Source organism: Roseovarius sp. MBR-6, assembly GCF_040547525.1.
GTDB lineage: Bacteria > Pseudomonadota > Alphaproteobacteria > Rhodobacterales > Rhodobacteraceae > Roseovarius.
The window spans coordinates 323,074-348,555 of the sequence record NZ_JBEPPW010000001.1 but is presented as its reverse complement, the minus strand read 5'-3'; the positions used below and the strand labels follow the sequence as shown (position 1 = coordinate 348,555).

26 protein-coding genes are annotated in these 25,482 nt (G+C 63.5%); 23 read left to right on the top strand and 3 right to left on the bottom strand.

Annotated elements, in window-relative coordinates:
* The first annotated feature begins 211 nt into the window (after positions 1-211).
* From ABIE57_RS01815 to ABIE57_RS01760, 12 genes are all read left to right on the top strand, one after another.
* Positions 212-592: a hypothetical protein gene (locus tag ABIE57_RS01815; protein WP_354537269.1), complete on the top strand. Its 381-nt coding sequence runs from the start codon at positions 212-214 to the stop codon at positions 590-592.
* Positions 589-3,288: a cation-transporting P-type ATPase gene (locus tag ABIE57_RS01810; RefSeq protein WP_354537268.1), complete on the top strand. Its 2,700-nt coding sequence runs from the start codon at positions 589-591 to the stop codon at positions 3,286-3,288. Before ABIE57_RS01815 ends, ABIE57_RS01810 begins: the two co-directional genes overlap by 4 nt.
* A 116-nt stretch (positions 3,289-3,404) precedes the next feature.
* Entirely contained in the window at positions 3,405-4,553 is a 1,149-nt protein-coding gene (locus ABIE57_RS01805; RefSeq protein ID WP_354537267.1) for a muconate cycloisomerase family protein, read from the top strand.
* A gap of 71 nt (positions 4,554-4,624) precedes the next feature.
* Positions 4,625-6,013 carry a benzoate 1,2-dioxygenase large subunit gene (benA, locus tag ABIE57_RS01800; protein ID WP_354537266.1) on the top strand — a complete coding sequence of 463 codons (1,389 nt, stop codon included), beginning with the start codon at positions 4,625-4,627 and terminating at the stop codon, positions 6,011-6,013.
* Positions 6,014-6,026: 13 nt separating this feature from the next.
* Entirely contained in the window at positions 6,027-6,548 is a 522-nt protein-coding gene (gene benB, locus ABIE57_RS01795; RefSeq protein ID WP_354537265.1) for a benzoate 1,2-dioxygenase small subunit, read from the top strand.
* 73 nt (positions 6,549-6,621) lie between these two features.
* Positions 6,622-7,644 (top strand): benzoate 1,2-dioxygenase electron transfer component BenC, encoded by a 1,023-nt coding sequence (gene benC, locus ABIE57_RS01790; RefSeq protein WP_354537264.1) that lies wholly within the window; start codon positions 6,622-6,624, stop codon positions 7,642-7,644.
* The gene (gene benD / locus ABIE57_RS01785; protein WP_354537263.1) at positions 7,641-8,420 is read left to right on the top strand and encodes a benzoate diol dehydrogenase BenD; all 780 of its coding nucleotides are present in this window, start codon (positions 7,641-7,643) and stop codon (positions 8,418-8,420) included. The genes benC and benD overlap by 4 nt, the downstream gene beginning before the upstream one ends.
* A gap of 42 nt (positions 8,421-8,462) precedes the next feature.
* The gene (locus ABIE57_RS01780) at positions 8,463-9,638 is read left to right on the top strand and encodes an ABC transporter substrate-binding protein (protein WP_354537262.1); all 1,176 of its coding nucleotides are present in this window, start codon (positions 8,463-8,465) and stop codon (positions 9,636-9,638) included.
* A 55-nt stretch (positions 9,639-9,693) separates the two neighbouring features.
* The gene (locus ABIE57_RS01775; RefSeq protein WP_354537261.1) at positions 9,694-10,563 is read left to right on the top strand and encodes a branched-chain amino acid ABC transporter permease; all 870 of its coding nucleotides are present in this window, start codon (positions 9,694-9,696) and stop codon (positions 10,561-10,563) included.
* A 4-nt stretch (positions 10,564-10,567) separates the two neighbouring features.
* Entirely contained in the window at positions 10,568-11,572 is a 1,005-nt protein-coding gene (locus tag ABIE57_RS01770; protein ID WP_354537260.1) for a branched-chain amino acid ABC transporter permease, read from the top strand.
* A complete protein-coding gene (locus tag ABIE57_RS01765) occupies positions 11,565-12,308 on the top strand; it encodes an ABC transporter ATP-binding protein (protein WP_354537259.1) in 744 nt (247 codons plus the stop codon). Before ABIE57_RS01770 ends, ABIE57_RS01765 begins: the two co-directional genes overlap by 8 nt.
* Positions 12,301-12,999 (top strand): ABC transporter ATP-binding protein, encoded by a 699-nt coding sequence (locus ABIE57_RS01760; protein WP_354537258.1) that lies wholly within the window; start codon positions 12,301-12,303, stop codon positions 12,997-12,999. Before ABIE57_RS01765 ends, ABIE57_RS01760 begins: the two co-directional genes overlap by 8 nt.
* 8 nt (positions 13,000-13,007) lie before the next feature.
* On the opposite strand, the gene ABIE57_RS01755 is transcribed toward ABIE57_RS01760, so the two are convergent.
* Positions 13,008-13,898, bottom strand: a complete 891-nt coding sequence (locus tag ABIE57_RS01755; RefSeq protein WP_354537257.1) for a LysR family transcriptional regulator — start codon at positions 13,896-13,898, stop codon at positions 13,008-13,010.
* A 273-nt stretch (positions 13,899-14,171) separates the two neighbouring features.
* Between ABIE57_RS01755 and ABIE57_RS01750 the strand changes: the two genes are divergently transcribed.
* Complete coding sequence (locus ABIE57_RS01750) at positions 14,172-15,137, top strand: MBL fold metallo-hydrolase (protein WP_354537256.1); 966 nt, start codon at positions 14,172-14,174, stop codon at positions 15,135-15,137.
* Positions 15,138-15,311: 174 nt separating this feature from the next.
* Here ABIE57_RS01750 and ABIE57_RS01745 read toward each other — a convergent pair whose 3' ends face one another.
* The gene (locus ABIE57_RS01745; RefSeq protein WP_354537255.1) at positions 15,312-16,187 is read right to left on the bottom strand and encodes a dioxygenase family protein; all 876 of its coding nucleotides are present in this window, start codon (positions 16,185-16,187) and stop codon (positions 15,312-15,314) included.
* Positions 16,188-16,428: 241 nt separating this feature from the next.
* On the opposite strand from ABIE57_RS01745, the gene ABIE57_RS01740 reads away from it, so the two are divergent.
* The 9 genes from ABIE57_RS01740 to ABIE57_RS01700 all read left to right on the top strand — a co-directional run bounded on the left by ABIE57_RS01740 (position 16,429) and on the right by ABIE57_RS01700 (position 23,053).
* Positions 16,429-16,809: a hypothetical protein gene (locus ABIE57_RS01740; RefSeq protein WP_354537254.1), complete on the top strand. Its 381-nt coding sequence runs from the start codon at positions 16,429-16,431 to the stop codon at positions 16,807-16,809.
* A complete protein-coding gene (locus tag ABIE57_RS01735) occupies positions 16,806-17,663 on the top strand; it encodes an alpha/beta fold hydrolase (RefSeq protein WP_354537253.1) in 858 nt (285 codons plus the stop codon). Before ABIE57_RS01740 ends, ABIE57_RS01735 begins: the two co-directional genes overlap by 4 nt.
* Complete coding sequence (locus ABIE57_RS01730; RefSeq protein ID WP_354537252.1) at positions 17,663-18,502, top strand: 3-oxoadipate:acetyl-CoA acetyltransferase; 840 nt, start codon at positions 17,663-17,665, stop codon at positions 18,500-18,502. The genes ABIE57_RS01735 and ABIE57_RS01730 overlap by 1 nt, the downstream gene beginning before the upstream one ends.
* A 330-nt stretch (positions 18,503-18,832) precedes the next feature.
* Positions 18,833-19,996, top strand: coding sequence for an isovaleryl-CoA dehydrogenase (locus tag ABIE57_RS01725; protein ID WP_354537251.1), 1,164 nt, complete (start codon positions 18,833-18,835; stop codon positions 19,994-19,996).
* On the top strand, positions 19,993-20,502 hold the full coding sequence (locus ABIE57_RS01720; RefSeq protein ID WP_354537250.1) for a hypothetical protein: 510 nt from the start codon (positions 19,993-19,995) through the stop codon (positions 20,500-20,502). The genes ABIE57_RS01725 and ABIE57_RS01720 overlap by 4 nt, the downstream gene beginning before the upstream one ends.
* Positions 20,499-20,714 carry a hypothetical protein gene (locus tag ABIE57_RS01715; RefSeq protein WP_354537249.1) on the top strand — a complete coding sequence of 72 codons (216 nt, stop codon included), beginning with the start codon at positions 20,499-20,501 and terminating at the stop codon, positions 20,712-20,714. Before ABIE57_RS01720 ends, ABIE57_RS01715 begins: the two co-directional genes overlap by 4 nt.
* Complete coding sequence (locus ABIE57_RS01710; protein WP_354537248.1) at positions 20,711-21,187, top strand: lysozyme inhibitor LprI family protein; 477 nt, start codon at positions 20,711-20,713, stop codon at positions 21,185-21,187. Before ABIE57_RS01715 ends, ABIE57_RS01710 begins: the two co-directional genes overlap by 4 nt.
* Positions 21,188-21,191: 4 nt before the next feature.
* Entirely contained in the window at positions 21,192-21,479 is a 288-nt protein-coding gene (locus tag ABIE57_RS01705; protein ID WP_354537247.1) for a hypothetical protein, read from the top strand.
* Between the two features lie 5 nt (positions 21,480-21,484).
* Positions 21,485-23,053, top strand: a complete 1,569-nt coding sequence (locus ABIE57_RS01700; protein ID WP_354537377.1) for an AMP-binding protein — start codon at positions 21,485-21,487, stop codon at positions 23,051-23,053.
* A gap of 68 nt (positions 23,054-23,121) precedes the next feature.
* Here ABIE57_RS01700 and ABIE57_RS01695 read toward each other — a convergent pair whose 3' ends face one another.
* Complete coding sequence (locus tag ABIE57_RS01695; RefSeq protein WP_354537246.1) at positions 23,122-23,733, bottom strand: OmpW/AlkL family protein; 612 nt, start codon at positions 23,731-23,733, stop codon at positions 23,122-23,124.
* A gap of 137 nt (positions 23,734-23,870) precedes the next feature.
* Between ABIE57_RS01695 and ABIE57_RS01690 the strand changes: the two genes are divergently transcribed.
* Positions 23,871-25,475 (top strand): carboxyl transferase domain-containing protein, encoded by a 1,605-nt coding sequence (locus tag ABIE57_RS01690; protein ID WP_354537245.1) that lies wholly within the window; start codon positions 23,871-23,873, stop codon positions 25,473-25,475.
* The last annotated feature ends 7 nt before the right edge of the window (positions 25,476-25,482 follow it).

Below are 25,482 nucleotides of genomic sequence, written 5' to 3'. Positions count from 1 at the left end.
GCTTCGGCCTCGGTTGGTTTCAGGGGGGGCAAAATCATCGGGCGTGATCGTTTCTCGTTCCAGCAGCAGGCGCGCGTCGGCTTCCAGATCATCGTGGTTGTGGCGCAAGAGGTCCACCGAACGGGCGTAGGCCGAACCAATCAGATCCCGCACCGCAAGATCGACATTGCACCAGCAGACGCACCATCAAGGTGGCGGCGAAAGACCAGAAATGGATGTGCTGCTTCTTGTCCACGACGTCTCCATGCAAATTTCGCCTGTTGTCCGGCGGGGAGGCAACCGCCTGCTTACGTTAGGTTGTTACGCGACGGTTGCGACCTGGACCCTGGCGGCCATGGTCATCGCCACTCTTGCCCAATTCGGTCGCGGTGCCCCTGATTTGAATCAAGTCGCCGCACATAGGCGTCAACTACGATGTGGCATGCCATCCTTTACTGCCAAGAATACACGTCTGCTGGTCGAGGACCACATTTCCGAACGCCGCCATCCGATCCGCCGGCAAGGGTCGCGGGCGGTTGTCGCAGTTCGGCGGGGGCTGTTCATGCGCCTGTTGCCGGCATCGGCGACACTGACCGAAAGGGCAAACCGATGACCGACCCCGTTCAAGGCCAAACCCTGCATGACCGTCCGCATCAGGCCGTGCTGGACGCCCTTGGAGCGACCGCAGCAGGGCTGAGCACCCAAGAGGCGATGCGCCGTCTGGCGGAACATGGCCCGAACCGACTGCCCGAACCGCCCGGACGCCATCCGATCCTGCGCTTTCTCGGGCATTTCAACAATGTGCTGATTTACGTGCTGCTGGCGTCTTCGGCGGTCACGGGGGCCTTGGGGCATTGGGTCGATACCGGGGTGATCCTTGCCGTGGTCATCGCGAATGCAATCATCGGCTTCGTGCAGGAGGGCCGTGCCGAACAGGCCATGGCCGCGATCCGCACCATGCTTGCCCCGCATTGCGCCGTGCTGCGCGACGGGCAAAGGACAAGCATCGACGCCGCTGATCTGGTGCCGGGCGATATCGTGCTGGTCGAGGCGGGTGACCGGGTGCCTGCGGATCTGCGGCTGATCGAGGCGCGCGGCCTCAAGGCGGAAGAGGCGATCCTGACCGGGGAATCCGTACCCACGGACAAGGCGACCGCGCCGGTCGCCGCGGATGCGCCGCTTGGCGACCAATCGTCGATGCTGTTCTCCGGCACGCTCATCGCGGCGGGCACGGGGCGCGGCGTGGTCACCGCCACCGGCGGCAAGAGCCAGATCGGACGCATCAGCGGGATGCTGGGCAGCGTCGAGACACTGACCACGCCGCTGGTGGCGCAGATGGACCTGTTCGCGCGCTGGCTGACGGTGTTCATCCTGATCGTCGCCGCCTCGGTCCTGACCTACGGATATTTCGTCGGCCACATGCCGTTTCGCGACCTTTTCATGGCGGTTGTCGGCCTCTCTGTCGCGGCGATTCCCGAAGGGTTGCCTGCTGTCATGACAATCACGCTTGCGGTCGGTGTGACGGCGATGGCGCGGCGCAACGCAATCATCCGCCGCCTGCCTGCGATTGAAACGCTGGGGGCCGTGTCGGTGATCTGCACCGACAAGACCGGCACGCTCACGCGCAATGAAATGATGGTGACGGCACTTGCGACGCAAGGGCATGTGTTCTCGGTCGGTGGCAGCGGATATGCACCGCATGGCTCGCTGCAGTGGCGCGACGCCGATGCCGATCCCGATGACCACGCCGTTCTGGGCGAGTTTGCCCGCGTGGCCGCGCTCTGTAACGATGCCGCGCTGCAATACCATGGTGATGACTGGCGCGTGGAGGGCGACCCGATGGAGGGCGCGCTGGCGGCGCTTGCCGGAAAGATAACGGGCGATGGGCATACATCGTTTGAAGACTGGCGACGCCTTGATGCGATCCCGTTCGATGCGGCGCATCGCTACATGGCGACGCTGGATCGTGATCCCGGCGGCCAGTCATTCATCCACGTCAAGGGCGCGCCCGAGGCGGTGCTGAAACTCTGCGCCGGTCAGCGTGGCGACGGCGGCGCGACAGGTCCGCTCGACGCGGCCCATTGGCACGCCAGGGTCGAGGAACTCGCGGCAGAGGGGCAGCGGGTGATCGCGGTTGCCACCTGCATGGCACAGCCGGATCAGGCAACCCTGACCGCCGGGGGCCTTGACGGGCATCTCACCCTGATTGGCCTTGTCGGGTTCATCGACCCACCCCGCCCCGAAGCCATTGCGGCGGTCGCGGACTGTCATGCCGCCGGTATTCGCGTCAAGATGATCACCGGCGATCATGCCGCGACGGCGCGCGCCATTGGCGCCATGATCGGCCTCACGAACAGCACGCGCGTCCTGACCGGTGCCGAGCTTGAGGCGATGGACGATGCCGCGTTGACCGAGGCGGCTGTTGCGACAGATATATTCGCGCGCACCTCTCCGGCGGACAAGTTGCGTCTGGTCACTGCGTTGCAGGCACGCGGGCTGGCCGTGGCGATGACCGGCGACGGGGTGAATGATGCGCCCGCCCTCAAGCGCGCGGATGCCGGGATCGCCATGGGTCTCAAGGGCAGCGAGGCCGCCAAGGAAGCCGCCGATCTGGTTCTGGCCGATGACAATTTCGCCTCCATCGCCGCGGCGGTGCGCGAGGGACGCACGGTCTATGACAACATCAGGAAGGTGATCAGCTGGACCCTGCCCACCAATGCGGGCGAGGCGATGACCATCATGGTGGCGCTCTTTGCCGGCATGACCTTGCCGATCACGGCGGTGCAGATCCTTTGGGTCAATCTCGTCACGGCCGTGACCCTTGGTCTGGCGCTCGCGTTCGAGCCGTCCGAGCCCGGCACCATGCGCCGCCCGCCGCGCGCGCGGGATGCGCCCCTCCTGACGGGGAGGTTGATCTGGCAGATCGTGCTTGTCTCGGCGCTGATCCTGATGGCGGTGTTCGGCGTGTATTTCTATGGCATCGACAGGGGTTATCCTGTCCCTCTCGCGCAGACCATGGCGATGAACATGCTCGTCGTGCTTCAGATCTTCTACATGTTCTTCATCCGCAATATCCATGGCCCCTCCCTGACCTGGGCTGCGGCAAGGGGCACGCGGGTCGTCTGGGCCTGCGTGATCGCCGTGACCGCGGCGCAATGCGCCATCACCTACCTGCCGCCGTTTCAGGCTATCTTCGGCACCCATGCCGTGCCGCTCTTCGACGGGATCGTGATCATCGCGGTCGGGGTCGCCTTCTTTGCGCTGATCGAGACGGAAAAGCAGATGCGGCTTGCCTTCCTGCCGCGTTGAGTTGCGGCCTCGGGTGATGCCGCAGGGTATCACCCAAGACCCCACCCATCATCGACACACACGCCCCCCAACAGGCAATCTGCATCTCAACGAAACTTGCAGATGTGGTGAACCCCGTGACCAAGATCGACCAGATCGAGACGATGATCCTCGATATCCCGACCATCCGGGGGCATGTGCTGTCCATGGCCACGATGCGGGTGCAGACCGCCGTTCTGGTCCGGGTCCGGTTCTCGGACGGCTCTGAGGGTATCGGCGAGGGCACCACGATTGGCGGGCTGAGCTATGGCGCGGAAAGCCCCGAAAGCATCCGGTCGGCCATCGACACCTATATCGCGCCCGCCCTGATCGGCCTTGAGGCCGATAACATCAACGGCGCGATCCAGTTGATCGACAAGCTGGTCAAGGGCAACCGCATCGCCAAGACGGCGGTCGAGATCGCGCTTTGGGATGGGTTGGGCAAGCGGCTTGGCGTTCCGGTGTCGCAACTGTTCGGTGGCGCGGTGCATGACCGCCTGCCGGTGGCGTGGACGCTGGCCTCGGGCAATTCCGACACCGATATTGCCGAGGCGCTGCAGATGATCGAGGCCCGCCGCCACAACATCTTCAAGCTGAAGATCGGCAAGCGGTCCGTGCGCGAGGACGTGGCGCATGTGGCGCGCATCAAGCAGGCCGTCGGCGATGCCGCCAGCGTGCGGGTTGACGTGAACACCGCCTGGTCGCTGCAAGACGCCCGCTGGGGGCTGAGGGGCCTTCAGGATGCGGGCTGCGAGTTGGTGGAACAGCCGATCCCGGCCCGTTTTCGCCGCGCCATGGCCGAATTGACCCGCAGCTATGAAATCGCCGTCATGGCCGATGAGGCGCTGAACGGCCCGGAGGATGCGCTGGAAGTGGCCAGCACCAAATCCGCCGATGTCTTTGCCGTCAAGATCGGCCAATCCGGCGGCCTGAAACGCGCCTCCGAGGTGATCGCCATCGCGCAGGCGGCGGGGCTGGGGCTTTATGGCGGCACCATGCTGGAAACGGGGCTCAGCACTGCCGCCGCGCTGAACCTTTTTTCAACCGTCGAGACGCTGCACTGGGGCTGCGAGCTTTTTGGCCCGCTGCTGCTGACCGAGGACATTCTGGCAGAGCCGATCATCTACCGCGATTTCTGCGTCGAGGTCCCGACCGGCCCCGGCATCGGCGCGCGGCTTGACCCCGACAAGATCGCCTTTTTCCGCTTCGACAGCGGCCAACGCATCAAGGCCGCCGCCGGGCAATAACCGGCGGCACGAGACCAAACCCAGCCAAACCGCGCGAGGACGCGGCGCGGCGATCAGGAGGAGACCCGACGATGTTCACACAATCCAATCTTGATGAATTCGAGGCCCGTATCGACGGCGCCATTCAGGATGATCCGGAAAACGGTATTTTCCGCTGCCGCCGCGACATCTTTACCGACGAAGATCTGTTCGAGCTTGAGATCAAGCACATCTTCGAGGGCAACTGGATCTACATGGCGCATGAAAGCCAGATCCCGAACCCCGGCGATTATTTCACCCTGACCATGGGGCGCACGCCGGTTGTCATCACCCGCGACAAGGACGGGGCATTACACGCCCTTGTCAATGCCTGCTCGCATCGCGGCGCGCAGCTGTGCCGCTTCAAGCGGCGCAACCAGAAAACATTCACCTGCCCCTTTCACGGCTGGACCTTTTCCAACACCGGCAAGCTCTTGAAGGTGAAAGACCCCAATGGCGCGGGCTACCCCGAGCAGTTCAACAAGGATGGCAGCCACGACCTGACCCGCGTGGCGCGGTTCGAGAATTATCGCGGCTTCCTGTTCGGCTCGCTCAGCGCCGATGTGAAACCGCTCGAGGACTATCTCGGCGAGGCGCGCAAGATGATCGACATGATCGTCGATCAGGCCGATGAGGGGCTTGAGGTGCTGCGCGGCTCGTCCACCTATACCTATGACGGCAACTGGAAGCTTCAGGCCGAAAACGGCGCCGATGGCTATCATGTGTCGGCGGTGCATTGGAACTATGTCGCCACCACCGCGCACCGCACCGATGACGGCAAGGAAGACGCGATCAAGGCCACCGACGCCAGCAAATGGGCCAAGCAGCGCGGCGGCTTTCACGCCTATGACAACGGTCATATCCTGCTCTGGACGGAATGGGCCGACCCGACCAACCGCCCCAACTATCCGCGCAAGGATGAGTGGACCGAGAAATATGGCGCGACCAAGGCCGACTGGATGGTGGGCGTGCTGCGCAACCTCTGCCTTTATCCCAACGTGTTCCTGATGGATCAGTTTTCCAGCCAGATCCGCGTGTTCCGCCCCATCAGCGTCGATCAGACCGAGGTGACGATCTATTGCATCGCGCCCAAGGGCGAAGCCCCCGAGGCCCGCGCCCGCCGCATCCGCCAGTATGAGGATTTCTTCAACGCCTCCGGCATGGCAACCCCCGACGATACCGAGGAATTCCGCGCCACGCAGCGCGGCTATGCCGGGGCCGCCCACGCCAAGTGGAACGACCTGACCCGCGGCGCGACCCAATGGATCAAAGGCCCGGATGAAGATGCCAAGGCCCTTGGCATCAGCCCGATCCTGTCAGGGGCACGCACCGAGGATGAGGGGCTGTTCGTCATCCAGCACAGCAACTGGTCCGAGCGTATGAGCGCCGCGATTTCCAAGGAACGCGAGACCGCGCCCGGCGCGTCCGTCGCGGCCGAATGAGGAGGAAAAGACAATGAGCACCGCAACACTTGACCGCACCGATGCCACGATGAGCTTCGACGATATCCAGGCCTTCCTCTTTGCCGAGGCGCGCGCGCTCGATGACCGCGACTGGGATACGTGGCTGGGCTTTTACCACAAGGATTGCCCGTTCTGGATGCCTGCCTGGGATGATTACGACACGCTGACCGAAGACCCGCAAAACGAAATGTCGCTGATGTATTACCCCAACAAGCAGGGGATCGAGGATCGCGTGTTCCGCATCAAGACCGATCGTTCGTCCGCCACCTCGCTGCCCGAGCCGCGCACCAACCATTACCTGTCCGGCATCGAGATCCTCAGCCGCGAGGGAAACACGATCAAGCTGCGCTTCAACTGGCAAACGCTCAGCTATCGCTATCACACCACCGATCAGCACTGGGGCACGTCGTTCTACACGCTCGACACCAGCGGCGCGCGGCCGGTGATCACCGACAAGAAGGTGGTTCTGAAAAACGATCACATCCACCACGTGATCGACGTCTACCACATCTGACCCCGCCCGTTTCGGGAGCCTGAGACCACCGCGCAGCTTTGCCATGCTGCGCGGCGAAGGGAGGAGCATGGCCATGACGACCTATAACATCGCCCTGAATTTCGAGGATGGCGTGACCCGCGTCATCCAATGCGACGACGACGAAAAGGTGACAGATGCCGCCTTTCGCCAAAAGATCAACCTGCCGATGGATTGCCGCGATGGCGTCTGTGGAACCTGCAAGTGCTTTGTCGAAAAGGGCAAATACGAGCTGGAATTCTACATGGACGAATCGATGAGCGACGAAGAGGCCGAGCAGGGCTTTGCCCTTGCCTGCCAGATGATCCCCGAAAGCGATTGCATCGTGCGGGTTCCGGCCTCTTCCGCCATCTGCAAGACCGCGCCCGAGGCGGTCGCGGCCGAGGTGCAGGGCGTTGACCGGCTGTCCGAGACCTCTTTTGGTCTGCGCGTCAGGCTGGCCAAGCCGATGGGCTTTCTGCCCGGTCAATATGTCAACCTGACGGTTCCCGGCGCGGGCAAGCACCGCTCTTATTCCTTCTCCTCTGCGCCGGGCGCGCAAGAAGCGACGTTTTTGATCCGCAACCTGCCCGGCGGGGTGATGAGCAGCTATCTGGGCGAGCATGCCCAACCCGGCGACGCGCTGACCGCGACCGGCCCGATGGGGGCATTTTATCTGCGCCCGATCACGCGCCCGCAGCTTTGGCTGGCGGGGGGGACGGGGCTTGCGCCGTTCCTGTCGATGCTGGAACAGGTGGCCAAGACCGGCGCGGATCAACCCATCACGCTCTATTACGCCGTGACCCGCGCCGCCGATCTGGTGGAGCTTGACCGGGTGATGGCCTTGGCCGAGGCCATTGGAAATGTGACCGTGATCACGGTTCTGGCGGACAAGACCGAGGCGCATGAGCGCAAGGGCTTTGTCACCGACCATGTGACCGCCGCAGACCTCTGCGAGGGCGAGTGCGATGTCTATCTCTGCGGCCCGCCGCCGATGGTTGATGCCGTGCGCGCGCATTTCGGCAAACTCGGTGTCGAGCCGGTCAATTTCTACTTCGAGAAATTCAACCCCACCGAAGCCGAGGCGGACGCCGCATGACCCGCCGTTTCGAGGATAAGGTGATGGTCGTGACCGGCGCGGCGCAGGGCATTGGCCGCCGCGTCGCCGAACGCGCAGCAATCGAGGGCGCACGCGTGCTGATCGTCGACCGCTCGCCCGCCAGCGGCGATGTTGTCACCGCCATCCGCAACGCAGGCGGCATTGCCGAGGCGATCAATGTTGATCTGGAAACATGGGAGGGCTGCGCGGCCGCCATGAACAAGGCCGTCGAAATCTGGGGCCGCATTGACATTCTGATCAACAACGTGGGCGGCACGATCTGGGCCAAACCCTATGAACATTACGCGCCGCAAGAGATTGACGCCGAGGTGCGGCGCTCGCTCTTCCCGACGCTTTACTGTTGTCGCGCCGCCATCGAGCACATGCTGCCGCAAGGGTCGGGCGTGATCGTCAATGTCTCGTCCATCGCCACGCGCGGCCTCAACCGGGTGCCCTATGCGGCGGCCAAGGGCGGCGTGAACGCGATCACGGCAAGCCTCGCGTGGGAAGTGGGAGAACGCGGTATCCGCGTCGTCGCGACCGCACCGGGCGGCACAGAGGCCCCGCCGCGCATCACACCGCGCAACCCCAATGCGGCAGAGGAACAACGCGAAGACTGGTATCAGACCATCGTCGATCAGACGATCCGGTCAAGCCTGATGAAACGTTACGGAACGCTCGACGAACAGGCAGGGCCGATCCTGTTTCTGGCGTCGGACGATGCCTCCTACATCACCGGCGTCACGGTGCCGGTGGGCGGGGGCGATCTTGGATAGGCCCTGAGGAGGGGCCGCAACACCAACCGGAGGAACTACACGATGAAACGCGCAATTCTGGCGGCCCTCGGGCTTGCCACTGGCCTTGCTGTGCCTGCAACAGCCCAGGACATCAAGGTGGGGCTGCTCTTGCCCTTTTCCGGTGTTTATGCCGCCCTTGGCAACGATATCGAGGCCGGTTTCACAACCGCGCTTGAGCAATTCGGGTCCGAGACCCCGGCCACGTTCGAGATCATCCGCGAGGATACCGAGGTGAAACCCCCGGTCGCCCTTGGCAAGGCCAAGAAGCTGATCCTGCAAGACAAGGTCGACGTGATGGCCGGTATCGTCAGCTCTGGCGTTCTTGGCGCGGTGCGCGATATGGTGCATGGCGCGGGCGTGCCGCTCATTGTGGCCAACGCGGGCAATGACGAGGCGACGGGCGCGGCCTGTTCGCCCTATATCACGCGCATGTCCTTTTCCAACGGGCAGGTCAACCGCCCGATGGGGCAATGGATGTATGATCAGGGCATCCGCAAGGTCTATACCCTTGCCCCCGATTATGCCGCCGGTCGGCAGATGATCGACGGCTTCGCGCAGACCTTCACCGCCGCGGGCGGCGAGATTGTCGGGCAGGAGTTCACCCCCTTCCAGAAAACGCAGGATTTCGGCCCTTACCTTGCGCAGGCCAAATCGAGCGGTGCCGAGGCGGTGTTCGTCTTTTACGCGGGTGGCGAGGCGATTTCCTTCGTCAAGCAATATGACAGCTTTGGCCTCAAGGCCGATCTGCCGCTCTATGGCTCGGGTTTCCTGACCTCGCCGCTTTACGTCAATGCAGAGGGGCCTGCCGCCGAGGGCGTGATCACCGCGCTGCATTATGTGCCCACCATCGACAGCCCCGCCAACGCGCAATTCGTCGCGGCGTTCACCGCCAAGACGGGCCGCGTGCCGTCGGAATTCGCGGTGCATGGCTATGATGCGGGCCGCGCGCTGATCGAGGCGGTCAAGGCGGGTGCCACCGACCGCGAAAGCTTGGCCAATGCGCTGCGCTTGGTCAGCTTCGAGGGGCCGCGCGGCGCGCTTTCGATTGATCCTGCGACCAACAACATCATCCAGCCGATCTATGTCTACGAGACCGTCGCAGGCGCGGATGGCATGACGCAGAAGGTGCTGGCGCAACTGCCCGCCGAGGCCGATCCGGTCAATGGCTGCGAGATGGCCGCGCCGGTCAGCAACTGACACACAAGGCCCGGCCATATTCCTGGCCGGGCCTCTTTTGGGAGGAGGCTTTGACATGTCACACGATATCGGGTTCTGGACATTGCAGGCGCTCAATGCGCTGCAACTTTCGATGCTGCTGTTTTTGCTGTCAATCGGTCTGACGGTCATCTTCGGGCTGATGCATTTCGTGAACCTGGCGCATGGCTCGCTTTATGCGCTTGGGGCTTATTTCGCGGCCTCTCTGGCGGCGGTTGGCGGCTATTGGATGGGGTTCTTTCTGGCCCCTGTCGCGGTCGCCGGGGTTGGCATGTTGCTTTATACCGGGCTGATCAAGCGGATGCGCAAATCGGGGCCAATGGCGCAGGTTCTGGTCACTTTCGGGCTGATCTTTGCGATGCTTGACCTCACGCGCATCTTTTGGGGCGATCTGGCGCTGGCCATCGAGGTGCCCGCGCTGCTTGAGGGACGGCTGGCCTTTCTCGGGGTCGAATATCCCACCTATCGCCTGTTCGTGATCGCGCTTGGGGCTTTGATCCTTGGCGCGCTGGCCTTTGTCCTTGGGCGCACGCAGATCGGCGCGATGATCCGCGCAGGCGTTGACAATGACGCGATGGCGGCCTGTCTCGGCATCAATGTGGAACGGTTGTTCTTCATCGTCTTTTGCGTCGGGTGCGCGCTGGCGGGGCTGGCCGGGGCTGTTGCCGCGCCGCTTCTGAGCGTGACGCCAGATATGGGGCTGCAAATCCTGATCCCCACCTTGATCGTGATCGTGATCGGGGGTCTGGGCTCGCTCAAGGGGGCCATTGCAGGCTCGCTCATCTATGGGGTCGTGCAGACCTTTGGCGCGGTGCTGGCACCGCAACTGGCCTCTGTCCTCATCTACGCGCTCTTGGCGGCGGTCCTTGTGATCCGGCCCGTGGGCCTCTTTCCGGCGAAAGGATAAGCCGATGTTTCGTCATAACGCACTGCGCTATACCGCGCTTGTCCTGCTGGCCGCGGGCGCCCTGTTTCAGGCGCTGACGGCCGAGTATTTCGGCCTCGAAATCCTGACCGAGATCCTGATCCTTGCCATTCTGGTGCTGGCGCTGGATATCGTCGCGGGCTTTGGTGGCATGGTGTCGCTGTGTCATGGCGCGCTGATGGGGGTGGGGGCCTATGCCTATGCGCTTTTGTCCACCAAGGCCGGGATCGCGCCGCCCGTGGCCATGGCCGGGGCCATCGCGCTGACCGGGGCGATTGCCTGGGGGATCGGCGCGATCTGTTCGCGCAGCCACGGCATCTATTTCATCATGGCGACGCTCGCCTTTGGGCAGATGGGCTATTCCTATGTGTTTGAGGCACCGATCTTTGGCGGCGATGACGGGCTGGGCGGGATTGCGCGGCTGGATCTTGGCCTGATCGGCGTTGATCTGAACGACAGCCGCAGTTTTGCGCTCTTTTGCCTTGCCGTGCTGGGCGCGGCCTATGGCGCGGCGGTGCTGATCCTGCGCTCGGGGCTGGGGCGGTCGCTGTCGGGCGTCATGCACAATGAACAGCGGATGCGCGCGCTTGGCCTGACGGTCTGGCGCGTCAAGGCCGATGTCTTTGGCCTGTCGGGCATGATCGCCGGTGTGGCGGGGGCGCTGGCGGCGCAGCATGTCATGTATATCTCGCCCGGTCTGCTGAGCTGGACCGTGTCGGGCGAGGCGCTTGTGGTCGTGATCCTTGGCGGTCTGGGCACGCTGGTTGGGCCGTTGATCGGGGCGGCGGCCTTTGTGCTGCTCAAACATGAGCTGAGCGCGATCACGACCTATTGGCATCTGGTTGTCGGCGTTCTTCTGATCGCCGTGGTGATGAGCCGCGCCAATGGCATCTTCGGCTGGATCGAGGCGCGGTGGGGTGCCCGCATGGAACGCCGCATCGCGGATGCTGCCCGCAAACATCAGCCCGAGGAGGTGGCAAGCGATGCTTGAGACACGCAATCTGGACAAGAGCTTTGGTGCCGTCCACGTCACCCGCAATGTCTCGCTAAAGCTGGAGCGCGGCGAGCGGCGCGTGATCCTCGGGCCGAACGGGGCCGGAAAGACGACGCTTTTCAACCTGTTGGTGGGAGAGTTGACGCCCAACAGCGGCTCGGTTCATCTGGCGGGCGAGGATGTGACCGCGCTGCCGGTCGCCCAACGTGCCCGCCGGGGCTTGTCGCGCAGCTATCAGAAGAACACGCTTTTTGATGGGCTGACGGTCGAGGAAAACCTCGGGCTGGCCGCCGCCGTCCATACCGGCCACGCCACGCGGCTGTGGTCCGACAGCCTGGCCAAGCCCGAGGTGCGCGAGATCGTCGCCGAGGTCGCCGAACAGGTCAACCTGATGCCCTATCTCCACGCGCGTGTGTCCGAGATCAGCTATGGCGTGCGCCGCCAGTTGGAGGTTGGCGTGGCCCTTGCGACCCGTCCGCTTGTCCTGCTGATGGACGAGCCAACGAGCGGCGTCGGGCCGGAAATGTCGAAAGGCTTTCACGAGTTGCTGAACAACCTGCCGCGCGATCTGACCATGCTGATCATCGAGCATGACATGGATCTGGCCTTTGACGTGGCCGACACGATCACAGTGCTGAACTATGGCGAAGTGGTATTCGACGGCCTGCCGGAGGAAGCACGCGGATCGAAACTGCTCAAGGACATTTATCTGGGGAGCTGGGAAGATGCTTGAACTCAACGCAATTCAGTCGGGCTATGGCGAAACGCAGGTGCTTTATGGCCTGACGCTCACGGCGCAGACGGGCCGGGTTCTGGCCATTCTGGGACGCAATGGCGCGGGCAAGTCCACCACGCTCAAGACCATCATGGGGCTGTTGCCGCTGACATCCGGCGACATCCTGTTTGACGGCAAGCCGATTGCGCGCCAGCCCTTCGACATTGCCAAAAGCGGCATCGCCTATGTGCCCGAGACGCGCGATATCTTTCCGTCGCTGACGGTGCGCGAGAACCTCGAAATCGCGGCGAAACGCTTTGGCGGGGCAGGGGCCGACTGGACGATGGAGCGGGTGCTGGACCTCTTCCCGCGTCTGGGCGAGCGGATGGAGAATGGCGGGATGCAATTGTCGGGCGGCGAGCAGCAGATGCTGGCCATCGCGCGCGCCCTGCTGATGAACCCGCGCCTTCTGATTCTTGATGAGCCGACCGAGGGGCTGGCGCCGATCATCGTCAAGCTGATCCACGACAAGTTGCAGGAGTTGAAGGCGGCGGGGCTGTCGATGATCATCGTCGAGCAGAATTTCGGCTTTGCCACCTCGCTTGCTGATGATGTGGTGGTGGTCGGCAAGGGTCAGATCGTCTGGACCGGCAGCGCGGCGGACATCAAGGCCGACGAGGATGCGCAACATATGTGGTTGGGCGTCTGAGCGCCCGATCACAGAACCTTGCGCGCCACCTTTTGCGCGATGCTGACGAAGTTCTTCACATGCACGCCCTGTTCGTCCAGCCGGTAATTCACCGATAACTCCGTGCGCGCGATTTCCGGCTCGATCTTGAGGAATTTCATGCCCTTGCGCGGCGCGCTTGCCACAGATTCAGGCACGATGCACACGCCTTCGCCCACGGCGACCAGACTAAGCGCGGTTTGCAGGTCCATGCACCAGATGCGCAGGGGCGCCTCGAACCCCGCGCCCTCGACCGCCTGCAGGACCATGTCGGCATAGCTGGGGCGGGGCCGTTCGGGATAAAGGATCAGGTTATGCGTCATCAGCCGTTCCAGCTTGGCCACGGTGCGCCCGCCGGTATCCACAATATCGGGAAGGGCCAGAATGAGCTTTTCCGCGATCAGGTGTTTTGACAGGAATTCAGGGTCTTTCAGCGTGGGGCGGGCAAAGACCACGTCAAGCTCGCGCGCCACAAGGGCGCGGTGCAATTCGGCGTTGTTCATGGGGTTGAGGCTCAGGTTGACCTCGGGATAATGCGCGCGATACGACCGGATGATCATCGGCAGGATGCCATAGGTCGCCGAGCCGACAAAGCCGATGCGCAACCGCCCCTCGGCCCCCTGACCCAGGCGGCGCACCTCTAGCCGGGTATCCTCAAGCTGCGCCAGGATCGACTTGCCACGCTCCAGCAGACGTTGACCGGCCTGCGTCAGGGTGATGGCACTTCGGCCCCGGTTGAACAGGATCGCGCCCAGCTCTTCCTCGATCTGCTTGATCTGGCGGCTGAGCGGGGGCTGCGCCATGTCCAGCCGATCCGCCGCGCGCCCGAAATGCAGCTCTTCGGCGACGGCGATGAAATAGCCCAATTGCTTGAAATTCATGGATCGGCCCCCCTCGCGACACGTTAGGCGATCCCGTGAAACGAAAAAAGGCCCCCTGTGAAAGGGGGCCAGATCATGGGTTTTCTGAGCCGTGTTCGGCTGCGCCGGAATTCCAGAGTTCACACGTGCAAACGAAGGCTTTTCAGGCGCATTCCGAAACGGATGGCCGGACGCTGGACAGAAAGGACCCGTCGGATGGTGGTCTGACCCGACCCAAGCGAAAACGCGCGCGGCTTGGTGTATCGAACAGGTGACGAGAGGAAGGAATACGTCATGGATTTTCGCATGTATCGTGGCTGCATGGTTGCGGGCGTGCTGCTCGCGGCCAATCCGGGCGGGGCGGCATCGGCGCAAAGCCTGTTCGATGGTTGTCCCTCTGCCCCCATTCTGGAGAGGTTTGTGGATTTCGGACGAACGGGCACGATGCCGCGCGATCTGGGCCAATGGTTGAATGCGCCCGACGCGCAACATGTTGCTCCGTGGCGGGCATTCGACAATGTCGATTACGTTGGGGTGTGTTGGGTGTCGGCTTGGCTTGTGCATACCGAGGCGGGAAGCGTGCTGATTGATACGCTTTATGGCCCGTTCCAGCAGACTCTCCTCGACAATATCGCGCAGACCGGGACGGATTTGGCGGATATCAGGTTTGTTCTCATGACGCACGGCCATTTCGATCATGTTGGCGGCGCGCACGCCTTGAGGCCGCTCTTGCCCAACGCGACATTCGCCATGACGCAGGCGGGCTGGGAAGAGGCGGTCGCATCCTCCAGAGCATCGCAAGGCGGGCCGCGCGCATGGGACATGATTGCGCCCGAGATGGTTGTGGCCGATGGCGATGTGATTTCGCTTGGAGACAACAGCTTTACCGTGATCGAGACGCCGGGCCATACGTGGGGCACGGCCTCTTTTCTTTACAACGTGACTGAGGGGGCCGAGACCTATCGTGCCATCACGATTGGTGGCCTCGGTTTGAATGCTATCGAAGGTCCGCCGCAGGTAGAGGCCTTTATCGAGAGTCTCGACCGCGTGCGCGCGCTTGCGGAGAGCCGGGACATGGCGGTGACGGTCCACCTGACCACACATGGATTCTCGAACAATCTGGATGAGAACCGTCAGGCGCTGGCCAGCCGTCAGACCGGGGAACCCAACCCCCTGGTTGATCCGAACGGCCTGCTGGCACAGATCGAAACGCTGCGCGCCAACGCAGTCGAGCGGCTGGAGATCGCGCGGTCAAGGTAGGGCTGCGACAAGACCCAAGGCCCTCGGCGGCATCACACCCGCAACGACACTGAATATGGCCGCGTGAATTCTACGGAGGCACCCCGTTAAAAATGGAGAGATTACCGGGCGAGCCAGCGCCGCGAAAAAAGGCCCCCTGTGCAAGGGGGCCAGTTTGCAGGGAGGTATCAGGGGTTATTCGGCGGCAACGGCCTGCGCGGCGGCGGCGGTCTTGAGCACGAAATCGAACTCGAAATGCAGATCGGTGCCAAGCTCTTTCGGGGCGGGCTCGAAGTGGCCGATCAGGCTTTGCTTGACCGCGAACACGCTGTCATCTTCCAGCCAGGCGCTCTCGGCGTCGTAGATCTGGCTGATCAGCGGGCGGTAGCCGTCTTTCGAGATGATGAAATGCATATGGCCGGGGCGGTTCGGGTGATGGCCCATGTAGCGCAGCAATTCGCCCGCGGTTTCATCCTCGGGGATCGGATAGGGCACGGGGCGCACGGCGACAAAGGCATAGTGGCCATTCTCGTCGGTCTCGAACCGGCCACGCAGGTTGTATTCCGGCTGATCGGGGTCAAGGTTTTCGTAGACGCCGTTGGGCGCGTCTTCCCAGACATCCATGGTCACACCGGCAATGCCGTTGCCGGCCTCATCACGCACATAGCCCTCGTAATAGGCGGTTTCCTCGTTCTCGTAATGCTTCTGGATGGTCGAGCCGCCCTTGGGCAGAACCGGCGGGTTCTCGCGGTAGAACGGGCCAAGCACGGTGGATTCGCTGGCATTGCCCTCGACCGGGTTGGTCATCATGTCGACCAGAACCTCAACCCCGATGATATCGGCCAGCAGGATGAATTCCTGACGGTTGTCATTGCTCAGCTTGCCCGCGCGGACAAGATAGGCGCAGGCCTCCAGAAACTCGCTGTGTTGCAGCTTCACGTCCTTGATGAAGCCGTGCATGTGCCTGATCAGCGATGTCATGATTTCGCGCTGGCGATCGGTGATCTCGCCATTCTTGCCAAGGCTTTCGATCACGACCTCGGTGATGTTGTCCTGGTTAACGATGCCCATGGGTGTTTCCTCCTCCTGGCGGTCTGAACTGTTGATGCCGGTGTGCGCTGGCACCTCCGTCGCCGACCACCTTCGCCGAAACCAGCCCGCACCCCAATGCCTCTGGCGGTATCGGGTCATACCGCGATTGGCCGCCGCGCCATAGCGGGGCAATGCCAAAGTATCGCCCCATACCCCCCTTGGCATGGCCTTGGTGCGCTGATCCGTGTCAGCAAAGGGCACCATCAAAAGGGAGGCCACGGTGATCGACACCTTCACGCATATCCAGACCACGCTTGAGCAAACGCCGCATCTTTTGCGCCTTGGTCGCCTGTTCTCCGAGACGGTTCTGATCGAGGTGGACAGCCGCGAATATTACCTGACCTTCGAGAAGGGCCGCATCGTGGCCCTGAACGAAGGGCCAAGCCGCAAGACGCCGTGGCGCTTTGCCCTGCGCACCGATGCCGAGGCGCTGGAAAAATTCTGGCAGGAGCGGCCCGAACCGGGCTTTCACGACATTTTCGGCCTTGTGAAGATCGGCCGTGGCCGGATCGACGGCGACATTCTGGCGCTGGTCAAGAACCTGCGCTTTTTCAAAGAGGTTCTGGGCCTTGCCCGCGCGAAAGAGGAGGTAACGGCATGAGCATTGAACCGATCACCGGTCGCTATGTGACCGTCACCATCCAAGGCGCACCGCGCCGCATCTATTTCGAGGAGGCGGGGCAAGGCCGCCCGGTTTTGTGCCTGCACACCGCAGGTGCCGACACCCGCCAATGGCGACACCTGATGAACGATGGCGATATCACCGCAACCAACCGCCTGATCGCGTTTGATATGCCCTGGCACGGCAAATCCCTGCCGCCCGAAGGGTTCGAGACCGAAGAATACATGCTGACGACCGAGGCCTATATCGAGACGGTTCTGGCTGTCATCAACGCGCTCGGGCTGGATCGCCCGGTGCTGGCGGGCTGTTCCATGGGCGGGCGCATCGCGCTGCAACTCGCGGCCCTGCACCCGGATCATTTCAGCGGCTTCATCGCCATCGAGGCGTCGGATTTTCAGCCCGCCTGGTATGATATCGACTGGTTTCACCGTCCCGATGCCCATGGCGGCGAGATGGGCGCGGCGCTTGTGTCGGCCAATATCTCGCCCTTTGCGCCGAATACGGAGCGGTGGAATACGCTCTGGATGTTCATGCAAAGCGGTCCGGGCGTGTTTCGCGGCGATCTGAGCTTTTACACCCGCGACGACAGCCTGATCGCCCGCCTGGCCGGGATCGACACCGACCGCACCCCGGTTCACATCATCGTCGGTGCCTATGATCTGACCTGCACGCCCGAGGATGCCGCGCGCACCGCCAAGGCCATTCCCGGCGCCACGCTGGCAGTGATGGACGAGCTGGGCCATTTCCCGATGAGCGAACATCCCGAGGGGTTCCGCCCCTTCTTCGTCGACGCCTTGGCGCGGATGCCCGCCGCCCGGACGGAGGCCGCGTGATGACCACCCCCTGCATCATCTGCGTCGCCATCACCGGCAGCCTGCCCACCAAGGCCAACAACCCCGCCGTGCCGATCAGCGTGCCGGAACAGGTTGACTCCACCCACGAGGCGTTCGAGGCAGGCGCGACCATCGTTCATGCCCATGTGCGCAACGCCGATGAAACCCCGTCCTCGGACCCCGAGAAATTCGCAGCGCTGAAAGAGGGGATCGAGAAACACTGCCCCGGCATGATCATTCAGTTCTCGACCGGCGGCCGTTCGGGCGCGGGCAAAACGCGCGGCGGGATGCTGTCCCTGCGGCCCGACATGGCGTCGCTTTCGGTGGGGTCCAACAACTTCCCGACCCGCGTCTATGAAAACCCGCCCGATCTGGTGGATTGGCTGGCCGCTGAAATGCTGACCCATGATGTCAAACCCGAGATCGAAGCGTTCGACCTGAGCCATATCCTGAAAGCCAGGGACATGGCCGACAAGGGGCAGTTGGCAGGCACGCCTTATGTGCAATTCGTGATGGGGGTGAAGAACGCGATGCCGGTCGACCGCGACGTGTTCGACTATTACATCCACACGGTCAAGCGGCTGTTTGGGGCGGATGCGCCGTGGTGCGCGGCAGGTATCGGGGCGCATCAGCAAACGCTGAACGAATGGGCCATCGCCGCAGGCGGCCATGCCCGCACCGGGCTTGAGGACAACGTGCGCCTTGACCGCGACCGGCTTGCCCCCTCGAACGCGGCCCTTGTCCGCCGCGCCGCCCAAATCTGCGAACAGCACCATCGCCCCGTGGCAAGCTGGCAGGAGGCGCGCCGCCTTCTCGGGCTGCGCCAGCCCGCAGGCTGAAGCGAGGACAATCAGCATCAGGACGGGGGGCGCGGCGCTCGACGGGTTCGTGCATGACGCAAGGCTGATGGCCGCCGGGGGCTTTGGTCGCCGCGGCCTTTCGGCCGTGCGCATCGACGCGCTTTTGGAGAGAGGTGCCAGACCGGCCATTCCCGTTGGGCACGGATGGCCTCCACGGAGGCGATGTCATGTCCGCCTCCCTCGGGCGCGCCATCAGACCCCGCGTGTCGGGCCGTGCGGTCCACGCCGCGCGCGGGATTGACGCGACTCATCACTCGTGCCTATAAATGAACACATGTTCAATAAACCGGGCCGGGGAGGAAAGGCGCGATGTTCAACGCGGTGATGACATTCGATCTGGGCGAGGATGTGAATGCCTTGCGCGACATGGTGCATCGTTGGGCGCAGGAGCGCGTCAAGCCGATGGCCGCAGAGGTGGACCGCAGCAATGCCTTTCCCAATGAGCTGTGGCCCGAGATGGGCGCGCTTGGCCTTCTGGGGATCACCGTGCCCGAGGAATATGGCGGGGCGGGCATGGGCTATCTTGCGCATGTGGTCGCGGTAGAGGAGGTGGCGCGCGCCTCGGCCAGCGTCTCGCTCAGCTATGGCGCGCATTCCAACCTCTGCGTCAACCAGATCAAGCTCAACGGCTCGTCCGGGCAAAAGGCGAAATACCTGCCGGGGCTGGTCTCGGGCGCGCATGTCGGCGCGCTGGCCATGTCCGAGGCGGGGGCGGGCAGCGATGTCGTCTCGATGAGCCTGCGCGCCGAACGGCGCAATGATCACTACCGCCTCAACGGCAACAAATACTGGATCACCAACGGGCCGGATGCTGACACATTGGTGGTCTATGCCAAGACCGACCCGGAGGCGGGCAGCCGGGGGATCACCGCCTTCCTGATCGAAAAGACGATGGCCGGATTCAGCACCTCGCCGCATTTCGACAAGCTGGGGATGCGCGGCTCCAACACCGCCGAGCTGATCTTCGAGGATGTCGAGGTGCCCTTCGAGAACGTGCTGGGCGAGGAGGGGCGCGGCGTGCTCGTGCTGATGTCCGGGCTGGACTATGAACGCGTGGTGCTGGCGGGGATCGGAACGGGGATCATGGCGGCCTGTCTGGACGAGATCATGCCTTACCTCTCGGAGCGCAAGCAGTTCGGCCAGCCCATAGGCTCTTTCCAGCTCATGCAGGGCAAGATCGCCGATATGTATACCGCGATGAACTCGGCGCGCGCCTATGTCTACGAGGTGGCCAAGGCCTGCGACCGGGGTGAGGTCACGCGCCAGGATGCCGCCGCCTGCTGTCTTTACGCAAGCGAACAGGCCATGGTGCAGGCGCATCAGGCGGTGCAGGCCATGGGCGGCGCGGGGTTCCTTGCAGATGCCCCCGTTGCGCGGCTCTTCCGCGATGCCAAGCTGATGGAGATCGGCGCGGGCACCTCCGAGATCCGGCGGATGCTGGTGGGCCGCGAGATGATGGGGGCGATGGGGTGAGCGATTATAAAGAATATCGAAAAGAGCTGAAGGAAAATGAAATTTTCTTTGATAAGCGTATATCTGACAGGCAAAACAAAGCCTACGAATATGGTGTCATGGTCGTAAAAAACTCGGTCATTATTTCTGGGGGTGGGCTTTTGGCGATTCCTGCCATAGTAGGCTTGAATACCAACATGAATATTGACATAGGTGAAATAACTAAAGCCGGATTTGCGTTTGCGTGTGGTCTTTTTTTAAGTATTCTTGCTACATATGTAGTTCATTGGAATTGGAGTCTGCATGCGCAGGCTTGGGAAAAATATTGGGAAGACCGACGCGAGTTTCTGAAGAAGCTATATATTGATGATATCCCCAATGAAGAAATTAACTTTGAATCAAAAGAACATTTTAGTAATTTAATTACTTGGACATATGTGTTGCCGCATATTCTTGCGATCCTTTATCTAATTTCTGTTGGCTATGGTTTTTTGCGTCTTTACGCAGCTATGGGGGTATCAGGATGAAAGCCGCACTTTCATTTATTGAGATGGCTCACTTAGAGACCGCGCAAGGCCTTGTTTTTGCATTTCTTCGGTCGAGGTCAGTATCCGCACAGGCGCGGCCGCGAGTTGCGCTGGGCAGGCGCATCGGGCTGTGCAGGCGATGGGCGGCAACGGATACCAGCGAAATCCGCCGGATGCTCGTGGGCCGCGAGATGATGGCGGCGATGGCATGAGGGGGCTGATTGCCGCGCTGATGCTCGTGCCGCTGCCGGTTGGCGCGCAGGATCTGGTCTTTGACATCGCGCCGGTCGAGGCGTGCATCCGCGCGGGCGGCGGCGAAGCCTGCGCAGGCAAGGCTGCGGAGAGGTGCATGGAGGTCTCACCGGGGGGCCATACCACCGTGGGCATGGGGACCTGTGCGGACCGTGAGCGGGCCTATTGGGATGGCTGGCTCAACGCGGTCTATCAGCAGCTTTACGTAAACCTGGCGGCGCAGGATGCTCAGGTCGCCTCGGCCGCGCCCAGACAGGCCGAGGCGCTGCGCGACATGCAGCGGGCCTGGATCGGGTTCCGCGATGCCAAATGCGGCTACGAGGCGGCGCAATGGGGCGGCGGCACCGGGGCGGGGCCTGCCTCGGTCAGCTGTCACCTGCACGAGACGGCGCGGCAGATGCTTTACCTGCAATCGAGCCGATTGGGGGACTGAGGCAATGGCGCGGGCCTTCCTTCTGCCGGTGGCGGGGCTTGTCGGGCTGGCGGGTGTGCTTGGGCTGATCCTGGGGCTGCGGGGCATCGGCGCGAGCGAGACAGAGGTGATAGAGCGCGTTGCGGCGCGCTACGTGGTCGAAACGGGCGGGGCGGTGACCGATTGCGCGGCGCGGCCCGCAACAGGCGGGGGGCTGTGGCTGGTGGTGATCTGCGGCTCCGAGAGCGGACGCGTGGCTTATTTCGTGGACCGTGCCGGACGGGTCGCGGACCGGCGGGAGGATGAGGTGTGACAGAGATGCGGCCCATCCTGCGGCGCGCCCCTCATGAGGCGCTCCATGACGGGTTCCGCTGGGAGATCCCCGAGCGGCTCAACATGGCGGCGCAGGTCTGTGACGCCTGGGCCGGGGCAGAGCCCGACCGCGTGGCGATCCGCGATCTGTCGGGCGATGGCGCGCGCGAGGTGAGCTATGGCGCTTTGCGGGCCATGGCGGACGCGCTGGCGCGCGCGTTGGTGGCGCGCGGCGTGGCACGGGGCGATCGGGTGGGCGTGCTGCGGTCACAGGGCGCGTGGTGCGCGGCGGCGCATATCGCGATCTGGAAAATAGGTGCGATTTCAATCCCCTTGTTCAAGCTCTTCAAGCAGGATGCGTTGCTGAGCCGGGTGGGGGATGCGGGCGCGCGCGTGGTCGTGACCGATGCCGAGGGCGCGGGCCTGCTGGCGGCAATGCCCGAGGTTGCGGCGCTTGTGCCCGAGGCCGGGGCGCTGCCCGAGGGGCGGTTCGAGACGGTGGAGACCGGCGCGGACGAGCCTGCGGTGCTGATCTACACAAGCGGCACCACCGGCAGCCCGAAGGGCGCGCTGCACGGCCACCGCGTGCTGACCGGGCACCTGCCGGGGGTGGAGTTGAGCCATGATTTTCTGGGGCAACCCGGCGATTGCCTCTGGACGCCCGCCGACTGGGCCTGGATCGGCGGGCTTTTTGATGTGCTGATGCCGGGGCTAGCCATCGGCGTGCCGGTGGTGGCCGCGCGCATGGCGAAATTCGGCGTCGATGATTGCTTGAAGATCGTCCGAGAAGGTTCTGTCAAAAATGTGTTTTTTCCGCCAACCGCGCTCCGGATGCTGAAAGCGGACGGCGCGCGGATCGACGGCCTGCGCAGCGTTGCAAGCGGCGGCGAGCCGCTGGGGGCGGAAATGCTCGACTGGGGGCGCGCGGCGTTCGGCCTCACGATCAACGAGTTCTACGGTCAGACCGAGTGCAACATGGTGGCCACCTCCTGCGCGACCCTCTTCAGCCCGGTGCCGGGCTGTCTCGGGCGGGCGGTGCCGGGGCATGAGGTTGCGGTGATCGACGTGGCGGGGCGCGAGATCACCGGCGAGGGCGATATCGCCGTGAGGCGAGGTTCGGCCTCCATGATGCTGGAATATTGGGGAAAACCGCGCGAGACGGCAGAGAAGTTTCGCGGCGACTGGCTGGTGACGGGCGACCGGGGGGTGATCGAGGGCGGCTATATCCGTTTCGTCGGGCGCGAGGATGACGTGATCACCTCCGCCGGCTACCGCATCGGCCCCGCCGAGATCGAGGATTGCCTGTTGACCCACGAGGCGGTGGCAACGGTGGGCGTGGTGGGCAAGCCCGACCCCCTGCGCACCGAGATCGTCAAGGCCTATGTGGTGTTGCGTGCGGGCGTCACAGCCTCCGGGGCACTGGCCAGGGAGTTGCAGGATCATGTCAAGGAACGGCTGGCAAGCTATTCCTATCCAAGGGAAATCGCTTTTCTCGATGCGCTTCCGATGACCGTGACCGGCAAGGTCATCCGCAAGGAGTTGAAGGCGCGTGCGGCGGCGGAGGGGGGCGCATGAGCGGGCGCATGGAGAAAAGGGCTGGCGCGATGGCCAGCCCCCTTGGTCGGGTCCGCACTGTGCCGGGATCAGAATTTCAGCACATAGGCGATGTTGAACACCCAAGGGTCGATCTCGACCGTGCCGATATCCACGCCGCCGACCTTGGTATCGGATTCGATCTCGATATAGCGGACATCGGCGCGCAGGGCGGAGCGTTCGCTGATTTCGTAGTCGAGGCCAGCGTGGAGCGCGAGGCCCCAGCTGTCATCCATGTCGACATTGACACCGGCCAGCGCGCCCTTGCCGGTCTCGTCGAAGAAATAGGTGTAGTTGATGCCCGCGCCGACAAAGGGCGTGACCTTGCTGGCATTGACGAAGTGATATTGCAGCGAGAGCGTCGGCGGCAGGTGCTTGACCTCGGCGACCTTGCCCGCGCCCTGAAGATTGGCGTCATGCTCGAAGGGCCAGGCGGCCAGCAGTTCGATGCCGATGCGGTCGGCGATGAAATACTCGATCGTGATCGTCGGGCGCAGGTTGCCGTCGACATCGATCCGACCGGCCAGCGTGTCGGAGTTCTGGGTCGGTTCGACCCAACCGAGGCCGAGGCCGAGCAGGAAGTCACCCTTTTCCTGCGCGAGGGCAGGGGCGGCCGTGCTGGCCATGAGGGCGGCGAGGGTGAGGGCTGTGATCTGTTTCATGGTCTTTCCACTTTCATACTGACGCCGCCCGGTATGGGGGCTTTTCGGTCAGATCACTTTGACGTGAATCAAATTCGGGGCACTGTGCTGCGCTGCGGCAAAATTGCCACAGGCCTGCGGCAAGAGGAGGGACTTTCATGCGTCTGAAATCATCGGCGCTGCCGTCATCGGAGGCCTTTGCAACAAATCGCGCGGCCCATCTTGCGGCGCTGCGCGAGATCGAGGCGGCGGCAGCGTCTGCCGCCGAAGGCGGCGGTGAGCGGGCGCGCGAGCGCCATGTCTCACGCGGCAAGATGCTGCCGCGCGACCGTGTGGCGGGGCTGCTCGATCCCGGCAGCCCGTTTCTGGAGGTGGGGGCCACGGCGGCGCATGGGCTTTATGACGGGGCGGCCCCCTGTGCCGGGGTGATCGCCGGGGTGGGGCGCGTCATGGGGCGCGACGTGATGGTGGTGTGCAATGACGCCACGGTGAAGGGCGGCACCTATTACCCGATGACCGTCAAGAAGCACCTGCGCGCGCAGGAGATCGCCGAGGACTGCCATTTGCCCTGCATCTATCTGGTGGATTCGGGCGGCGCGAACCTGCCCAATCAGGACGAGGTGTTCCCCGACCGCGATCATTTCGGGCGCATCTTCTACAATCAGGCGCGGATGAGCGCGAAGGGCATCGCGCAGATTGCCGTGGTGATGGGAAGCTGCACCGCCGGGGGGGCCTATGTGCCCGCGATGTCGGATGTGACGATCATCGTGCGCGACCAGGGCACGATCTTTCTGGCCGGCCCGCCGCTCGTGAAGGCCGCGACCGGAGAGGTGGTCACGGCCGAGGATCTGGGCGGCGGCGATGTGCATACGCGCCTCTCGGGCGTGGCGGATTACCTGGCCGAGGATGACGGGCACGCGCTGGCACTGGCGCGGCGCGCGGTGGGCAATCTGGGCGCGGCCCCCCAGCCCATGCAGGACTGGCAGAGCCCGGAGGCACCCGCCTATGACCCCGAGGAGATCCTCGGCGTGGTGCCCGCCGATCTGCGCACGCCCTATGATATCCGCGAGGTGATCGCGCGGCTGGTCGATGGCAGTCGTTTCGACGAGTTCAAGGCGCGGTTCGGCGAGACGCTGGTGACGGGCTTTGCTCACGTAACGGGCTGCCCGGTGGGAATCGTGGCCAATAATGGCGTGCTGTTCTCGGAGGCCGCAGCGAAGGGCGCGCATTTCATCGAGCTGTGTTCGCAGCGCCGCATCCCGCTGGTATTCCTGCAAAACATCACCGGCTTCATGGTCGGGCGCAAATACGAGAACGAGGGCATCGCGCGGCATGGCGCCAAGATGGTGACGGCGGTGGCGACCACGAGCGTCCCGAAGATCACCATGCTGGTGGGCGGCTCTTTCGGCGCGGGCAATTACGGCATGGCGGGGCGGGCCTATCAGCCCCGGTTCCTCTGGACATGGCCCAACAGCCGCATCTCGGTGATGGGCGGCGCGCAGGCGGCGGGGGTGCTGGCCACCGTCAGGCGCGACGCGATGGAAAAGCGCGGCGAGACCTGGTCGGCAGCAGATGAAGAAGCGTTCAAGCGGCCCACGGTGGAGATGTTCGAGCGGCAGTCGCATCCGCTCTATGCCTCTGCGCGGCTTTGGGATGATGGCTGCATTGACCCGCGCAAGAGCCGGGATGTGCTGGCGCTTTCGCTCAGGGCGGCGCTCAACGCGCCGGTGGCGGAGACGCGCTTTGGCGTCTTCCGGATGTGAGGGTGGC

What these genes read in the sequence shown, in the direction of transcription:
- ABIE57_RS01815 (WP_354537269.1), top strand. Translation starts at nt 212, where the DNA reads ATGGATGTGCTGCTTCTTGTCCACGACGTCTCCATGCAAATTTCGCCT.
- ABIE57_RS01810 (WP_354537268.1), top strand. Translation starts at nt 589, where the DNA reads ATGACCGACCCCGTTCAAGGCCAAACCCTGCATGACCGTCCGCATCAG.
- benA (WP_354537266.1), top strand. Translation starts at nt 4,625, where the DNA reads ATGTTCACACAATCCAATCTTGATGAATTCGAGGCCCGTATCGACGGC.
- benB (WP_354537265.1), top strand. Translation starts at nt 6,027, where the DNA reads ATGAGCACCGCAACACTTGACCGCACCGATGCCACGATGAGCTTCGAC.
- benC (WP_354537264.1), top strand. Translation starts at nt 6,622, where the DNA reads ATGACGACCTATAACATCGCCCTGAATTTCGAGGATGGCGTGACCCGC.
- benD (WP_354537263.1), top strand. Translation starts at nt 7,641, where the DNA reads ATGACCCGCCGTTTCGAGGATAAGGTGATGGTCGTGACCGGCGCGGCG.
- ABIE57_RS01780 (WP_354537262.1), top strand. Translation starts at nt 8,463, where the DNA reads ATGAAACGCGCAATTCTGGCGGCCCTCGGGCTTGCCACTGGCCTTGCT.
- ABIE57_RS01775 (WP_354537261.1), top strand. Translation starts at nt 9,694, where the DNA reads ATGTCACACGATATCGGGTTCTGGACATTGCAGGCGCTCAATGCGCTG.
- ABIE57_RS01770 (WP_354537260.1), top strand. Translation starts at nt 10,568, where the DNA reads ATGTTTCGTCATAACGCACTGCGCTATACCGCGCTTGTCCTGCTGGCC.
- ABIE57_RS01765 (WP_354537259.1), top strand. Translation starts at nt 11,565, where the DNA reads ATGCTTGAGACACGCAATCTGGACAAGAGCTTTGGTGCCGTCCACGTC.
- ABIE57_RS01760 (WP_354537258.1), top strand. Translation starts at nt 12,301, where the DNA reads ATGCTTGAACTCAACGCAATTCAGTCGGGCTATGGCGAAACGCAGGTG.
- ABIE57_RS01755 (WP_354537257.1), bottom strand. Translation starts at nt 13,898, where the DNA reads ATGAATTTCAAGCAATTGGGCTATTTCATCGCCGTCGCCGAAGAGCTG.
- ABIE57_RS01750 (WP_354537256.1), top strand. Translation starts at nt 14,172, where the DNA reads ATGGATTTTCGCATGTATCGTGGCTGCATGGTTGCGGGCGTGCTGCTC.
- ABIE57_RS01745 (WP_354537255.1), bottom strand. Translation starts at nt 16,187, where the DNA reads ATGGGCATCGTTAACCAGGACAACATCACCGAGGTCGTGATCGAAAGC.
- ABIE57_RS01735 (WP_354537253.1), top strand. Translation starts at nt 16,806, where the DNA reads ATGAGCATTGAACCGATCACCGGTCGCTATGTGACCGTCACCATCCAA.
- ABIE57_RS01730 (WP_354537252.1), top strand. Translation starts at nt 17,663, where the DNA reads ATGACCACCCCCTGCATCATCTGCGTCGCCATCACCGGCAGCCTGCCC.
- ABIE57_RS01725 (WP_354537251.1), top strand. Translation starts at nt 18,833, where the DNA reads ATGTTCAACGCGGTGATGACATTCGATCTGGGCGAGGATGTGAATGCC.
- ABIE57_RS01715 (WP_354537249.1), top strand. Translation starts at nt 20,499, where the DNA reads ATGAAAGCCGCACTTTCATTTATTGAGATGGCTCACTTAGAGACCGCG.
- ABIE57_RS01710 (WP_354537248.1), top strand. Translation starts at nt 20,711, where the DNA reads ATGAGGGGGCTGATTGCCGCGCTGATGCTCGTGCCGCTGCCGGTTGGC.
- ABIE57_RS01705 (WP_354537247.1), top strand. Translation starts at nt 21,192, where the DNA reads ATGGCGCGGGCCTTCCTTCTGCCGGTGGCGGGGCTTGTCGGGCTGGCG.
- ABIE57_RS01700 (WP_354537377.1), top strand. Translation starts at nt 21,485, where the DNA reads ATGCGGCCCATCCTGCGGCGCGCCCCTCATGAGGCGCTCCATGACGGG.
- ABIE57_RS01695 (WP_354537246.1), bottom strand. Translation starts at nt 23,733, where the DNA reads ATGAAACAGATCACAGCCCTCACCCTCGCCGCCCTCATGGCCAGCACG.
- ABIE57_RS01690 (WP_354537245.1), top strand. Translation starts at nt 23,871, where the DNA reads ATGCGTCTGAAATCATCGGCGCTGCCGTCATCGGAGGCCTTTGCAACA.